This window comes from Vibrio algarum (genome assembly GCF_028204155.1).
GTDB lineage: Bacteria > Pseudomonadota > Gammaproteobacteria > Enterobacterales > Vibrionaceae > Vibrio > Vibrio algarum.
The window spans coordinates 1,580,661-1,595,738 of the sequence record NZ_JAQLOI010000003.1 but is presented as its reverse complement, the minus strand read 5'-3'; the positions used below and the strand labels follow the sequence as shown (position 1 = coordinate 1,595,738).

The window sequence follows — 15,078 nt, the reverse complement described above, 5'->3', positions numbered from 1 at the left end:
ATTATCGCGTAATCTTCTGCTGTATCGGTTAGTTGCGAATTAGCAATGAAACAGGACAATGATCGCTAAGATGATAGTTTAACACGTCACTTTTCGAGTATACGTGCTGTGTCACTTGGTTATCCGTTAAATCTGAACTAATGATCATATGATCGATAAGGCTCTTAAACTGATGAGTTTTTTCTGGGTTTCTATTTGACTTCACTACACAGTTAGCGGTGGTTTTCCTGCTAGCTAAGGTAGTCTTGGTTTGTACGGCTTGCGTAATCTCACTGTAAAACCAGTCGTTAGGGTAGGAGAGGTTATGATTGAAATCACCAGCGACGATAAAACTTTCTTTGTTTTGCACTCTTTCTTTTATCCAAAGGTTTAATTCACGCCCTTGCTGTTTTAGTGTTACACACGATTTTGATGGCTTAAATTTGCCACTACATCCTGCTTTTAAATGTAGAGAAAGTAGATGAATTTTGTTGTAATCGTTAGACGTGTAAGGCGCTCTACGGTCAGTAGAGGTTTTCTCTTTATCAATTATCAAGTAAGTCGCAAATCTTAATTTACTGTTTGAGCTACGATCTAGTCGGATATCAGTGGGATCAAGAACTACAATGCCTTTCTTAACCGCGATACCAGTATATTGATTGATATCGTCGAACTGATGGCGTCGATGCTGTTCCTTAGCGCGATCAGAAAGATAAACGGTGTAACTGTTACCGATAATATTCTGAATAGCTTTACTAGAGTCAACTTCTTGGAAAAATAAAACGGAAGGTGATATGTGTTTGAAATGAGACGCTAACACATCAATATCTTTTTGTGTTCGAGGTGTAGACAGTCGACTGGTTTTATCTGCAGTCGATAACCACTCGATATTCCAACTTGTTACTAGAATTGAATTTGCAAAAGCAAACTCTGTGGATAAAGTGCACAATACAAAAAGTGATACACATAGCCGTTTTTTAATTAGCAAATTTATCATTGCTCCCCTCAATACTTCTGTAGCTCTTATTGTATCAGGGTATCAAAAATTTCAACCCCCAAAGGCTCATATTTGCATTAATATTTTGTTTCTTTAAGCAATGGGATCTTATGCAAAAAGATCGCTTCGATCTTAGCCTTCAGTTAGTTTTTATTGATCTAAATCAAGACTCTTGGGTGGTGGTTTTCGTTAAATACGTCCACAATATGTAGTGTGAATTTCTAATGTTAATACCCTATATGGTGTTTTGTTGATAATCTGTGGATATCTAGGGTAAGGAGAAAAAGTGAAAACAGTCGTCATTAAAAGAGATGGTTCTCGAGCCCCGTTTACAAGGGATCGCATCATTACAGCCGTCGAAAGTGCCTCAACCTTTATCGACAGTGATGTTACCGCTTATGCAGAGAAAGTCGCAGAGGCTGTTGAACATAAACTCCTTGACCATGACGAAGTTGATATCATAGAGATTCAGACGTTAGTTGAAAATGAAATGATGCAAGGCCCATACAAAGGTATGGCACGTTCTTACATTGAATATCGACATGATCGCGATATGTCCCGTGATAAAAAAAGTGCACTTACTAAAGAAATTCAAGGTCTGATTGAGCAGAGTAATGCTGATCTATTGAATGAAAACGCGAATAAGGACGGAAAAGTAATCCCTACTCAGCGTGATCTATTAGCTGGTATCGTCGCAAAACATTATGCTAAAACCCACATTTTACCGCGCGATATAGTGAAAGCTCACGATGATGGTGATATCCATTATCATGATCTCGATTATGCACCGTTTTTTCCTATGTTTAATTGCATGTTGATTGATCTTAAAGGCATGCTTACTCATGGTTTTAAAATGGGCAATGCAGAGATTGATACACCAAAGTCAATCTCCACAGCTACAGCAGTTACTGCACAAATTATCGCGCAAGTTGCGTCTCATATTTATGGTGGCACAACCATAAACGCAATAGATGAAATTTTAGAACCTTACGTTCTGACAAGCTATGATAAGCATATGGAGATCGCGAAAGAATGGGATATTCACAATCCTGAAGAATTTGCTATTTCACGTACAGAAAAAGAGTGTTACGACGCATTTCAATCTTTAGAATATGAAGTAAATACATTACATACAGCTAATGGACAGACACCATTCGTTACTTTTGGTTTCGGGCTCGGAACAAGTTGGGCAGCTAAGCTTATTCAAGCCTCAATCTTAAAAAATCGTATCGCTGGTTTAGGTAAGAACAGGAAAACAGCCGTCTTTCCAAAACTTGTTTTTGCAATTAAAGACGGTTTGAACCATACGTCTTCAGATCCGAATTATGATATCAAACAACTTGCGTTAGTGTGCGCGACTAAACGTATGTACCCAGATATTTTGAACTACGATAAAGTGGTCGAAATAACAGGTTCGTTCAAAACACCTATGGGATGTCGTAGCTTCCTTAACCCTTATGAGCAAAATGGTGAGTTAGTTCATGATGGTCGTAATAACCTCGGTGTAGTAAGCCTAAACTTGCCAAGAATTGCTATCCAAGCGGGTGGGGACGAATCAAAGTTTTACGCTCTTTTAGATGACAAACTCAAGTTAGCGCGTAGAGCACTAGAAACTCGTATTAACCGCTTAGAAAAAGTAAAAGCCAAGGTAGCCCCAATTCTTTATATGGAAGGTGCTTGTGGCGTTAGGCTTAACCCTGAGGATGCTGTTGCTGAAATCTTTAAGAACGGTCGCGCTTCGATTTCATTAGGCTACATCGGTATTCATGAAACTATCAATGCTTTGTATAAGAGCAAAGAACACGTCTACGATAATCCGACACTAAATGCTAAAGCTATTCAACTGGTGCGCAGAATGAAAGCGGCTGTTGATACCTGGAGAGAAGAAACAGGTTACGCGTTTAGTTTGTATGGCACACCAAGTGAAAACTTGTGTAATCGCTTCTGTGCGATAGACGCTAAAGAGTTTGGTGTCATCGAAGGCGTTACAGACAAAGGCTACTACACAAACAGCTTTCACCTAGATGTTGAAAAGAAGGTCAATCCGTACGACAAGATTGATTTTGAAATGCCTTATCCTGAACTCTCTACAGGTGGATTCATCTGTTACGGTGAATTCCCGAACATGCAGCAAAATGTTGAAGCGCTAGAAAACGTATGGGATTACAGTTATAGCCGCGTACCATATTATGGCACTAACACCCCTATCGATGAATGTTATGAATGCGGATACAACGGTGAGTTTGACTGTACTAGTAAAGGGTTTACTTGTCCTAAGTGTGGCAATCATGATTCAACAAAAGTGTCTGTAACACGACGCGTTTGTGGATACTTAGGTAGCCCAGATGCCCGTCCATTTAATTTAGGTAAGCAAGAAGAAGTTAAACGCCGAATTAAACACCTATAAAATAATGTAAATTACCTCCTCTTAACAGAGGAGGTATGTGGTCGCTATGAACTATTCTCAGTACTATCCTATTGATGTCGTTAACGGTCCGGGTACGCGCGCAACTTTGTTTGTGTCTGGCTGTTCACACCAGTGTAAAGGTTGCTATAACCAAGCAACATGGTCACCAAACTCCGGTCATCCATTTACCGACTTAATGGAAGACCAATTGATTAACGACCTGAATGATACGCGTATAAAAAAACGCGGTTTGTCATTAAGTGGCGGAGATCCTTTACACCCAGAAAACCTTGATGCGGTGCTTCATTTGGTAGAACGCGTTAAAGCGGAATGCGATGGTAAGGATATCTGGCTGTGGTCTGGGTATTTGCTATCAGAACTTAACGATAAACAGCGTCAGGTTGTGGATCTTGTGGACGTGCTTATTGACGGGAAGTATGAGCAGGACCAAGCCGATCCATCTCTAGAATGGCGCGGCAGTGCTAATCAAATAGTTCACTACCTTAAATAATCTTAACTAAGCCAAATAGTCCTTTCACTCACCTTCATCTATCTGTATTATTTTTTATACGGTTTCTCGATATAAATCAAAGCGATTCCGATGTGCGTTGCAATTACGTTAGTTTTAGTTTTTAACTGACGTAGATATGAGCTATCTCATATGGTTACTGAATTGTTCTTAACGTAATGCATTATTGCCAGGGAAGACGCGTTTGAATAAACAAAACATAGCAAAGGAATGTGATTTCATGTTTGCACATCTACCAACCCCGCAACAAGACCCGATACTGTCGTTATCTGTCGCTTATCGTAACGACCCTCGCACTGAAAAGGTCGATCTCGGTATTGGAGTGTATAAAAATAATTTAGGTGAAACTCCTATAATGCTAGCAATTCAGCAAGCACAACAGTTGCTGCTAGAAACCCAAACAACAAAATCTTATGTCGGGCTAGCAGGTTGTGAAGAATTTAATACCAGCATAACGAACCTTCTGTTATCTGGAACATCGGCAATGGGACGAGTTTCAGCTATTCAGACACCAGGAGCAAGCGGTGCGCTTCGTATGTTAGGTGACCTGATGAAAGTAGCCAAGCCAGACACTACAGTGTGGTTAAGTAATCCTAGCTACGTAAATCATCAACCAGTAATGGAAGCCGCTGGTCTCAAAGTAAAGCACTATCGTTATTTTAGTACTGAAACCAAGCAGGTTGATATAGGGGCAATGCTTGAAGATATAAGCACCGCTGGCCCTAATGACGTGGTGTTGTTACATGGTTGCTGTCACAATCCGACCGGCGCTGACATTGATTTTGAAGCCTGGAAAACCATAACAGCGCTGTCGCAAAAAAATGGATTCATCCCCTTTGTTGATATCGCATATCAAGGCTTTGGTGATGGATTAGATGAAGACGCCCAAGGTCTACGTTTTATGGCAGACAACCTTGAAGAAATGATGATCACGACTTCTTGTTCAAAGAATTTTGGCTTATATCGTGAACGTACTGGCGCCGCTATTGTTGTTGGAAAAAACCAAACCGATGTAAATAACGCGAAAGGTAAGTTATTACAGCTTGCGCGAGCGACTTACACCATGCCACCAGATCACGGTGCTGCTTTGGTTAAAACGGTATTAAATAGTGATCCTTTAACCGACATTTGGAAACAAGAACTCGTATCTATGCGGCTGAGATTAGTGAATTTAAGAAAGCAATTATGTAATGAGTTACGAACAGTTCACAATTCTCAACAGTTTGATTTTATTGAGTCTCACAAAGGTATGTTTACTGTGCTAGGCTTTTCTCAAACTCAGATGACTCAACTTCGCGAGCAGTACGGAATATATGGGGTAGGAGATGGCAGAATCAATATTGCGGGCCTAACAGAAAAAGATATTCCATATGTAGCAAATGCTATCGCGACCATTTCATAACTAACTGTATTTTTAAAAAGTTTTCGGCTAGGAGAAGTAAATTGAATAAATCACTGTTATCCACTCTGTTGTGTTTAGGCTTAGTCGCTTGTTCTTCTACAGGTGACAAATCCACGTCTATGGATAAGCCACAAATTGAAGAACCACCTAAAACAGTGGTTGATGAACCAAGTGTCGATACAGAAGAGCCAAAAGTTATCGTAGAGCAAGAAAAGCCGCAGATAGAAGTGATCCCAGAACCGGAAGTAAAACCAGAACCTAAACCTGTCCCTAAACCTGCACCAATCGAAACAGCAGAAGGTAAATTAATTTTAGGTTCGGAAGAGTGGGTATATATTCCCGGTTTAGATCAGAGCTTCAAATCAAAGATTGATTCTGGCGCGACAACATCGTCTATCAGTGCGGTAGATGTAGTTCCTTTTGAGAGAGAAGGTAAAGACTGGGTCAAGTTTAGAGTGCAACATACTAAGATTAGCTCTAAAGAGATTAGCCTTCCAATTTTACGCTGGGCAAAAATTAAGCAAGCAAATAGTGATGAGGCACAAAAACGTCCTGTGGTATCCGCATGGGTTCAGGTCGGAGAAGTGAAAGAGAAAGCCGATTTTACTCTGACCGATAGGACTCACTTAGAATATCCAGTCTTGTTAGGGCAGAGTTTTTTTCGTGATATTGCGGTTGTTGACGTAAGTAGAAAGCTCGTTCAACCGAAAGTTAAATAACACTTTTTCATTTAGCTATAACGTCAGAAATGAACGTTATAGCTAAATAGTTCGATCACTTTCTAATAACAAAATTTCTCAAAAAAAACAGCAAGAGATGCGGGCTCTCTTGCTGTTGTAAGAAATCGAGTTTAATTAAAGATAGTCGGCTGATAGGGACGCGTTATCTTGGTTGGAAGTTCGCCTTGCGTAACCTGTTGAGTGTCGCACTAATTTCTAAAGTTCTCGGTTTAGCAAGATCACCATAGTTAGGCATAGATTGATACCAATGGTCTTGAAGAACGTTTTCTATTTCTTGAATAGGCATATTTGTCCAACCTGGTTTTTGGGCAAGTTGAAACCAAACCCAGCCAATTGTATTTATTTGGCTTGCACTTTCGATCTGTTCTAGTGCCGAAATATCCACAAACTCCTTGCCGAATCGCAATGCGTCTTTACCTTTAGCTGATACCCTGAATTTACCATCGCTCAATATTTTTTGTAGCGTAGTTAAACTTAATGAACGAGAAGGGAACTGACCAAGTTTTTGATTTGTTTCTTGAATTCTTTGGCTTGGATGTAATTTAACCACTTGTTTTGCTTTTGCTGTCACGTCTACGGCTTGATAGTCGTGCATCTGAATGACCGTATCGGCATGGTCGAGATAATCGCCAGATCCGCCCATGACAATCATAGTAGAAATACCAAGCGTTTCTTTTAATTGGCGGATCCGGTCTACTAATGGCGTTATAGGCTCATCCCCTTTATTAACTAACGCTTGCATGCGTTCATCTCGAATCATGAAGTTGGTAGCAGAAGTATCTTCATCGATCAAAATAGATGTGGCACCTGCTTCAATGGATTCTTGTAACCATGCTGCTTGAGAAGTCGAACCCGAAGCGTCTTGTGTCGAAAAATCGGTGGTGTCTTTGCCCATTGGCAAATGGTTTATATAGTTAGAAAGGTTCAGAGAATGAACACAACGGCCATCTTCTGCTTTGATTTTCATTGAGTTGCTATCGCTAACAATACCTTCACGCCCATCACCTGGAATATGGTTATAAATAGAGCGTTCTATAGCATTAAGCAGTGTGGATTTTCCATGAAAGCCACCACCTACTATCAAGGTTATTCCCTTTGGAATCCCCATTCCATACACCGTACCTCTGTTTACCGTTTCTAACTGAACTTGAAGTGAGGATGGCGAAGTAAATTTGACCGCATCTTTCATCGGTAGATCACTATTACCAGCTTGTCGTGGCAATAAACTGTCGTTTTCAATAAAAGCAAGCAAGTTGTTAGCTTCGAGTTGGGCTCGAAGATGGTCTTGATCCTCATTGCATTGGCAATGTCTGATCAAAGCCTCTTTATCAAGCTCTCTTTCAATAGTCGATTTTCGTATGTACTTTGGCAGATGGAAGGTAATAATATTAAGCGCTTTTTTGGCCAGAATACTTCGTCCTTCCGCTGGAAGGTTGATTCTAAACCTTAACTCGATGCCTTCATCGGTAAAAAGAACCGCAGTACTATCGAGCACGGTTTGCCCTGTTAAGGATATAGCAATCGCGTTTTCTTGAGCTGCAAAATAAGAGAAGCTTCGAGCAATAAAATCTCGTGCTGCGGTTTGAAAAGAGACAGATTGCTCTTTTAACCAGAGTAATCCAGTCATAGACCATGGTCTCACCGCCCTAAAACGAGAAGATGAGGCATATGGATCACCCTGAACATGGTCAATATATAGGGTATAGTCATCGAAAGAATATTGGCCTTTAATTGACTGATAGGCACGGTAATTCTGTTTTTCGAGTTTTTTAAGTTTTGCTACTAGTTGATCCATAAAACCATATGCTTGATAAGTTAGCCTTGCCGTTGATTGGGTAGGCTAAAAATTGTAATGGCTGAGAATTATAGGTAACGAGACACGAGATAGCTAGTGTAAATATCACTTAGCGATGCATTGTTTGAATTCATCACCTGTCATTGCTTTGCCATATAAATAGCCTTGGGCATAATCACAGCCTTCATTTAGTACGAAGCGTTCTTGGTCAAGGTTTTCTATTCCTTCAATCGTCACATCAAGATTCAGTTTTTTCGCTATTTGAACTATAGACCGAACAATCTCTTTATCATTAGAATTTCTTGTCAGGTTTTGTACAAAACTCTTATCGATTTTTAGGCTATTGAAAGGGTAATTTTTAAGATAACTGAAAGAAGCACAGCCTGTTCCAAAATCATCTAGTGACAGCGTAACACCTAGTTTGCTTAGCTGATGAAGTGTCTTTCTAGCTAGGTATTCATCTGATATTAAAGAACTTTCAGTAATTTCCAATTCAAGCTTGTTGGCAGGTAGTTCATAAATTTTTAGCAAGTGAGCCACATGCTTAGCAAAATCTACATTCTTTAACTGTATAGCCGAAACGTTAACTGCGATTTTGAAGTTGTCATTATATTTTATCCAATCACTGGCACTTTCAATTGCAGAGCGCAACACGAAATTACCAACCTCAAAGATTAAGCCATTTTGCTCAGCAAGCTGAATCAGATTTTCGTTTGAAACATTCCCCAAAACGGGATGATTCCAACGAATAAGAGCTTCTGCCCCCATCCAGTTTCCTGATTTTAATTCAACTTTAGGTTGATAATAGAGCTTTAGGTCGTTGTTTCGAACCGCGTCTAACAAGTAGCTCTCGATTTCATTAATTTGTAGCTGTTTTTCGGTATGCGACTCAGAGTAATAACTGTATTTCTGGCCGGTTTCTTTGCTCGTAAACGCTGCTTCGTTTGCAAAATAGATTAAATCTTCTGCTTTCGATGAGTCAACGTTAGTTGAAACACCAATAAACCCTTGTAGATGAACACGATCATTATCGATTGAAAAGTCAGAATGACATATCTCAAGACATCGATAACAAAAATTGTCGATGAAGGGAGTTAACGATTTGGTTCGAATTGCAATGATAAAATTTGAAATGCTAGTTCTGGCTGTGACGGACTCGATACAATCTATTAAACCAATACGCTCTCGAAATGCGACCAATAAGCTGTTCAGAGCGTATTCGCCATAGCGTTCTTGTAACTTGCGACCATTTGAAAAGGCTATATGGACAACAGCAATACTTTCACGGTTTGATTTAGCTTGGATTAATAAGTTCTTAGTATGCTGTAGCAAAGAGTATTGATTGAGAAACCCGGTACCTCTGTCATGATTTTTATGGTACACCACTTCTTGTTCTGCTGCTTTTCGTTTGTCAATTTCTTGACTAAGTGTGTAATTTAAACTCGCGATATCTTTAGTTTTGCTATCACCTCTGCGTTTAAGACGTGTAGTTAACATTAACAATTTTTCATTTTGATATATTGTTTCAAGTCGAGCACTGATAGATTCTTTGAAACTTGATAATAGTTTAAGGCTGTTTGAATTAAGTTTTTCAATGGCGTGATCAACGATCACAATCGCACCAAACAATGAACCATCTGGCCAAGATAAAGAGTAGCCTGAATAAAATTGAACCCCATGGTTAGTATTGATTCTTCCCGATATCTTTTTATGGATATCATCAACGGGTTCTACTGAAATAGTGTCAAACACACTTGAGTGAAGAGAGGTGATTGTTTGTTCGGCTGTTTGATTTTGTACAGGTAAAGAACGATGGTAACAAAGTTCTTTTTTCGAGCCTTTGTACATGAGTACCCCTGCATATTCTACAGAGGTAAAATCACCAATAAGGTCCACGAAAATCTGAAATTTTTTTAATATGGCATTAGATAGCGTTAATGTTTCTGTTTTAATTTTAATCATACTGCACCTTTCCATGTGCTTTTTACTATGTAGACGACGTTTAAATCCTTTAAGCGTCAATGTTCAAAGTATATGCCAGATTTGAATTATTGATATAGGAAACCCTCCTTATAGGAGGGCTTGTGTTAAAAGTGAGGCAATTTGGTTAATTAATGTACAGGAATTTAAGGTTTCAATTTTTTAAGTTGCTCGATATCAAAAAACTCACTGTAATCTACCTCGTTAAATCCAAAACCATTAAGGTTTAAAAACTCTTCTTTATAACCCTGATAATCTCCAACTTGTTTAAAGTTTTGGCTATTCATCGTGCTCATGATAGCTTCTACTTGGTTTTGAACGTTCGTATCTAATTCAAATTCGTCTAATCGTAGTAATCTCTGACCATCAACAGGCACAGTGTCTGCGTAAAGTTTCTCACTAAAGAGTCGATGCATTTGATGTATGCAGGACTCGTGGGTACCATTTAGCTTCATTACTTTATACAGAGCAAGGATATAAGGCGTAAAAGCAGGTATAAAGACACTTGCTTTTGTAACTAGCGCTTTACATACCGTTGCGTACGCTCCGCCTCCAATTTTGGCCAGTTTAAGGTTTAACGCATGACTGGTTTGATGAAGATCGACTTTCGCTCTACCTAGTGTGCCTTCATGGTAAATCGGGTAAGTAAGTTCGGGGCCAATATAAGAAAACGCAATAGTTTTACCACCTTGCGCGATAGAATCGGAATTAATTAAGGTATCTATCCAAGACTCCCAATCTTCGCCACCCATCACTTTAATTGTAGAGTCGATTTCTTCTTCTGTTGCTGGTTCTACGGTTGTTTCTTGCCAACTATCGTTCTCTAGAACGATTGTCGCTCCTGTAACACTCTCTCCAATGGTTTTTATTGCTGAGCGCCACATCCCATCACCAGACGGTTTTGGTCTTACACCAGTAGCGAGGCTATATACGACAAGATCGACTTCACCTTCAAAATAGGTTTCAATGGCTTCAATAACTTGATCCCGTACTTCTTTTGAAAAAGCATCGCCTACGATGTTTATTGCGATTCGACCTTCTGCTTCAGCCTGCTGCGTGAAATAGATGTTGTTATACCAACCAGCCGTTCCTATGCCCTTTTCTGAAGGGCCTCGTTCAAACGAAACACCGATCGTATCTGCATTACTCCCTCCAAAGGTTGCAGCGATGCGAGCAGATAGTCCAAAACCAGACGAAGCGCCAAGAATAAGCACCCGTTTTGGGCCTTTAGTTGTTGATTTATTAGATTTAACGTAGTCAATTTGTTGCTGAACGGCATGTTGGCATCCAGTTGGATGTGATGATTTTGCAACAACGCCCTTAATTATTGGCTCTATTATCATTTGTTACGGTCTCAATTTGATAATTTAGTGTTTCAATATATAAGCACGCCATTCACTAAGTTTTGCGCTAGGGCAATTTTTGGTGACTAATCGAGATATAGTGCAAAGTTGTCTGCAACAAAATTAGAAATCCATGGCTGAGCGACTTCCTTAGGGTGAAGTCCATCCTCTTTCATCCATTCTTCTTTCATAATTATCTGTTCTAAAAAGAAAGGAAGCAGTGGTATTTGGTTCTCATCAGCTAAATTTGGATAGATATCAGCGAATGCTTGGCTATACCTTTGACCATAATTAGGTGGGACCTGGATTTGCATTAACGCGACATGCGCTGCAGCCTGCTGACTAAGGGAAATAATTTGTTGCAAATTTTTTGTGACAATTCTTGGATGGAATCCACGGAGTCCGTCGTTCGCTCCGAGCTCTATCAAGACCCAACTCGGTTTATGTTGTTCCAGCAGTGTTGGTAGCCTATCTAGGCCGTTACCAGTCGTGTCACCGGAGATACTTGCGTTGACTACGGTGTAATCGAAGCCTCTTTCTTTCAAGTCGGAAGAGAGTAGGGATGGCCAACTGCGCTCAATTGCCATTTGATACCCAGCACTTAAACTATCACCTAATACTAAAATTGTGGTACTACTTGCAGTACAGGAAAAAGAAGAAAAACAAAGGATATAAATCTAGTCATGCCAAATTCCATTATTAAAGCTGAATCGCTAACAAAATTAGTCTCTACTAAACGAGAACATTTAACAATCCTTGAAGACGTAAATTTAGAAATTAGTCAGGGTGAATGTGTCGCTATTGTCGGTACATCTGGAGCAGGAAAGTCTACGTTAATGACATTGCTCGCAGGTTTAGACGTGCCGACCAGCGGTGATGTACATTTAATGGGACAGGCTTTGTCAGGGCTAGATGAAGAAAAAGAGCAGCGATTCGAAGCGATTCCGTGGGATTTGTATTCCAAAGTTTTTTACTTATACCCAGTTTAACTGCCTTAGAAAACGTGACATTGCCTTGTTTACTTAGAGGTGAGAGTGAAGATCAAGTAAGAGCAAAAGCGCTTCTAGATTCAGTAGGGTTGGGTAATCGAATTGACCACCTTCCTTCACAACTTTCTGGTGGAGAGCAGCAGAGAGTCGCGATAGCGCGCGCATTTATGATTAAGCCAAAAGTTCTTTTTGCTGATGAACCAACAGGAAACTTAGACCAACATACCGCAGAAAAAGTAATTGAGCTGTTATTTGACCTCAATCAAAAACACGGCACAACACTTGTTTTAGTCACACACGACCCAATTTTAGCGGAGCGTTGTGATAGAACTTTCCATATGCAGGCTGGTAAACTGGAGAAATAGGCATGGATAACCAAGCAGTTTTCTCTCTAAATAGACGTTTATTTAAGTGGAGCTTAGAAGAGATACGCCATGGGCAATTGTGGCCGATTTCAATCGCACTTACGTTGATTATTGCCTGTGTTTTTGCTTTGTCTGCGCTAGCAGAACGAATGGAACAGGTTATTGTTAAGCAGGGTAAAGATGCATTAACCGCAGATTTGGTTTATTCATCTTCGAATCCTGTCCCACCTATGTTGTTGGACACGATTCAAGCTAAGCCAAGTGTTACTGAGTCCGAATTAACACGTTTTTCTACGATGGCGTTTAGCGAAGAACAGATGCAACTTGTCACCGTAAAGGCTGTTGATTCGAATTACCCTTTGCGCGGCGATTTACGCCTAGATGACGGTAAAACAACGTTTTCAAAAGTTGAATCAGGACAGTTATGGCTTGATGAGCGCGTATTTTCATTGTTAGAAGTAAGCTCTGGTGACACTGTCACCCTGGGCGACGCTGACTTCGTTATTAGTGGTAAAATAGTTCAAGAGCCTGGGTTGTCATTTAATCCGTTTCAACAAATGCCCACCGTATATATCCATGATTCGGATATAGAAAAAACAGGCGCACTTAGATTAGGCAGTCGAGTCCGATTTAACCTTTATCTCTTGGGCGATGATAAGGATCTTGAGGTAATAAAAAATTCGGTCACGTTGACACCGAGTGACCGATGGAGAGACCAAGATAGTAGTTCTAGAAACAATGAAATGTTCAGTCGTACAACTCAATATTTATCTCTGACTGTTGCTATTGTTATCATTATGGCTGCAACGACCTTAGTACTAACTTGCCAAAACTACGTAGCAGGTAGAAGAAAAACTGTTGCAATGCTAAAAAGTCTAGGGGCAAGCAAAGCCTGGTTGAGACGTTGGCTATTCACTCAAATTGTCATCCTGTTTGCAATTGGTGCGGTCTTCGGTATTTTTTCAGGTTACCTTTTAGAAATCTTCCTACGTATACCGTTGACCGATCTATTACCTAGTCCACTTCCGAGTTATGGCCTAACACCCATTTTTATCTCATTTGTTACCTGTATTCTTATAGGCATTCCAGCATTAGGTATACCTTTATTGGGATTAATAAATACGTCTGCAGTTAACGTGATGCAGGTAAGTCAGAATAAAACATCATGGCACACATATTTATTGGTGCTCGTTCCTATACTTCCTATGATCATTGCTTATCAAAGCAATACCTTAGTTTGGATTGTATTAGGAGGCATAGTGCTGTTGTTTGTCTTGCTTGGTGTTATAAGTATCGCGATCGTTAAAGTTATAAACAAATTGCCTATTTCGGCGTCTATGAAATTAGCAGTAAGTCGCATTAACCGCTCTTCAATCGCCAGTGCATTACAATTCGGAGCTTTGGGTCTATCCCTTATGTTATTGGCGGTAATTTGGCTAGTACGAACTGATCTTTTGCAAGACTGGCAACAAACTATTCCAGACAATGCGCCAAATGTCTTTTCAATTAACATTGCACCTTACGAAATAGAGGGATACTTAGAAACCCTTGATGGAAAAAGTATTGAACGTTCCATCGCTTACCCGATAATACGGGGCCGAGTAGATGGTATAAATGGCGTAGAAGCGAAAAATTATCAAAAGGTAAAGGAAGGGGCCGAATCGCTAAGTCGTGAACTGAACTTTACTTGGGTTGAAGCTTTAGCAGACGCTAACTCTATAATCGAAGGAGAATGGACATCTACAGCAGGAGTTTCTGTTGAATCTGAAGTTGCAGCTGATTTGAATCTAAAAATTGGTGATGAATTGAGCTTCACTATTAATAGTCAAAAAGTGAATGCGACAGTTAATAGTATTCGGAATGTTGAATGGCGAGAAATGAAGCCCAACTTTTATTTTATTTTTACCCCGGACGTACTTGAATCGTTGCCTGCCACTTGGATGGTTAGCTTTAGAATTGAAGAAAATCAAAGTCCAATCTTAAAGTCACTATCTCGCGAATTTCCCACGGTTAGTTTGCTGGATATACGAGTCATGGGGAACAAAATTAGAGGCCTGCTAACTCAGTTGGTCTGGTCAGTTACGGTGTTGGCGTCACTCGGCGTTGTAGCTGGCTTGTTACTGATATTCACTCTTCTAAGGCTGAGTCTTTCTCAGAGACAAGATGAAATTCGATTATATCGAACTTTAGGCGCATCAAAGAAGCGTGTGACCAATACGTTATGGAGCGAATATGGCTTGATGGCAGTTACCGCGGGGTTGGTTGCTAGTTTAGGTGCCGAAGCGAGTGTGGCAAGTATTATGCGTTTTGGGTTCGAGCTCGATGGTCAATTACACCCAACACTTTGGGTAGCATTGCCACTTATTTCATTTACCGTGCTTGCCATGGTGATTAACTCTCTGATCAAAAAATTATTGAAGCCAATAAAGGGTAATGAATGAGGAGTACTACGGATGTTATGAGTGGGGTTATCCACAAAACCGTTTTGTAAACGTAAAGTTTGTATTATTGCCACAATTCAAGACTATCCGTTGCGCAAGGTTAACATATTG

The 15,078-nt window shown here is 40.0% G+C and carries 9 protein-coding genes and 2 pseudogenes; 6 read left to right on the top strand and 5 right to left on the bottom strand.

Going from position 1 to position 15,078, the window contains the following annotated elements; translation table 11 throughout:
* Positions 1–28: 28 nt before the first annotated feature.
* On the bottom strand, positions 29–976 hold the full coding sequence (locus PGX00_RS22595) for an endonuclease/exonuclease/phosphatase family protein (RefSeq protein ID WP_272140810.1): 948 nt from the start codon (positions 974–976) through the stop codon (positions 29–31).
* A 286-nt stretch (positions 977–1,262) separates the two neighbouring features.
* Here PGX00_RS22595 and nrdD point away from each other — a divergent pair, with 286 nt between their 5' ends.
* The 4 genes from nrdD (at position 1,263) to PGX00_RS22575 (ending at position 6,033) form a co-directional block, all read left to right on the top strand.
* Positions 1,263–3,383 (top strand): anaerobic ribonucleoside-triphosphate reductase, encoded by a 2,121-nt coding sequence (gene nrdD, locus PGX00_RS22590; RefSeq protein WP_272140808.1) that lies wholly within the window; start codon positions 1,263–1,265, stop codon positions 3,381–3,383.
* 46 nt (positions 3,384–3,429) lie between these two features.
* The gene (gene nrdG / locus PGX00_RS22585; protein ID WP_272140806.1) at positions 3,430–3,894 is read left to right on the top strand and encodes an anaerobic ribonucleoside-triphosphate reductase-activating protein; all 465 of its coding nucleotides are present in this window, start codon (positions 3,430–3,432) and stop codon (positions 3,892–3,894) included.
* A 238-nt stretch (positions 3,895–4,132) separates the two neighbouring features.
* Positions 4,133–5,314, top strand: coding sequence for an amino acid aminotransferase (locus tag PGX00_RS22580; protein WP_272140804.1), 1,182 nt, complete (start codon positions 4,133–4,135; stop codon positions 5,312–5,314).
* A 41-nt stretch (positions 5,315–5,355) separates the two neighbouring features.
* Positions 5,356–6,033 (top strand): ATP-dependent zinc protease family protein, encoded by a 678-nt coding sequence (locus PGX00_RS22575; protein WP_272140802.1) that lies wholly within the window; start codon positions 5,356–5,358, stop codon positions 6,031–6,033.
* Between the two features lie 163 nt (positions 6,034–6,196).
* On the opposite strand, the gene PGX00_RS22570 is transcribed toward PGX00_RS22575, so the two are convergent.
* The 4 genes and pseudogenes from PGX00_RS22570 to PGX00_RS22555 form a co-directional block, all read right to left on the bottom strand.
* The gene (locus tag PGX00_RS22570; RefSeq protein ID WP_272140799.1) at positions 6,197–7,849 is read right to left on the bottom strand and encodes an ABC-ATPase domain-containing protein; all 1,653 of its coding nucleotides are present in this window, start codon (positions 7,847–7,849) and stop codon (positions 6,197–6,199) included.
* Between the two features lie 105 nt (positions 7,850–7,954).
* Positions 7,955–9,811 carry a putative bifunctional diguanylate cyclase/phosphodiesterase gene (locus tag PGX00_RS22565; protein WP_272140797.1) on the bottom strand — a complete coding sequence of 619 codons (1,857 nt, stop codon included), beginning with the start codon at positions 9,809–9,811 and terminating at the stop codon, positions 7,955–7,957.
* Positions 9,812–9,975: 164 nt separating this feature from the next.
* Entirely contained in the window at positions 9,976–11,172 is a 1,197-nt protein-coding gene (gene fabV / locus PGX00_RS22560) for an enoyl-ACP reductase FabV (protein ID WP_272140795.1), read from the bottom strand.
* Positions 11,173–11,258: 86 nt separating this feature from the next.
* A pseudogene (locus PGX00_RS22555) lies at positions 11,259–11,857 on the bottom strand (arylesterase).
* On the opposite strand from PGX00_RS22555, the pseudogene PGX00_RS22550 reads away from it, so the two are divergent.
* Together PGX00_RS22550 and PGX00_RS22545 are read left to right on the top strand one after the other, a co-directional pair.
* Positions 11,856–12,526 (top strand): annotated as a pseudogene (locus PGX00_RS22550) (ABC transporter ATP-binding protein). The pseudogenes PGX00_RS22555 and PGX00_RS22550 overlap by 2 nt on opposite strands.
* A 2-nt stretch (positions 12,527–12,528) precedes the next feature.
* The gene (locus PGX00_RS22545; protein WP_272140791.1) at positions 12,529–14,967 is read left to right on the top strand and encodes an ABC transporter permease; all 2,439 of its coding nucleotides are present in this window, start codon (positions 12,529–12,531) and stop codon (positions 14,965–14,967) included.
* Positions 14,968–15,078 lie beyond the last annotated feature (111 nt).

Excerpts from the sequence above, each read along its gene's own strand:
- PGX00_RS22595 (WP_272140810.1), bottom strand. The coding sequence starts at position 976 with ATGATAAATTTGCTAATTAAAAAACGGCTATGTGTATCACTTTTTGTA.
- nrdG (WP_272140806.1), top strand. The coding sequence starts at position 3,430 with ATGAACTATTCTCAGTACTATCCTATTGATGTCGTTAACGGTCCGGGT.
- PGX00_RS22580 (WP_272140804.1), top strand. The coding sequence starts at position 4,133 with ATGTTTGCACATCTACCAACCCCGCAACAAGACCCGATACTGTCGTTA.
- PGX00_RS22570 (WP_272140799.1), bottom strand. The coding sequence starts at position 7,849 with ATGGATCAACTAGTAGCAAAACTTAAAAAACTCGAAAAACAGAATTAC.
- PGX00_RS22565 (WP_272140797.1), bottom strand. The coding sequence starts at position 9,811 with ATGATTAAAATTAAAACAGAAACATTAACGCTATCTAATGCCATATTA.
- fabV (WP_272140795.1), bottom strand. The coding sequence starts at position 11,172 with ATGATAATAGAGCCAATAATTAAGGGCGTTGTTGCAAAATCATCACAT.
- PGX00_RS22545 (WP_272140791.1), top strand. The coding sequence starts at position 12,529 with ATGGATAACCAAGCAGTTTTCTCTCTAAATAGACGTTTATTTAAGTGG.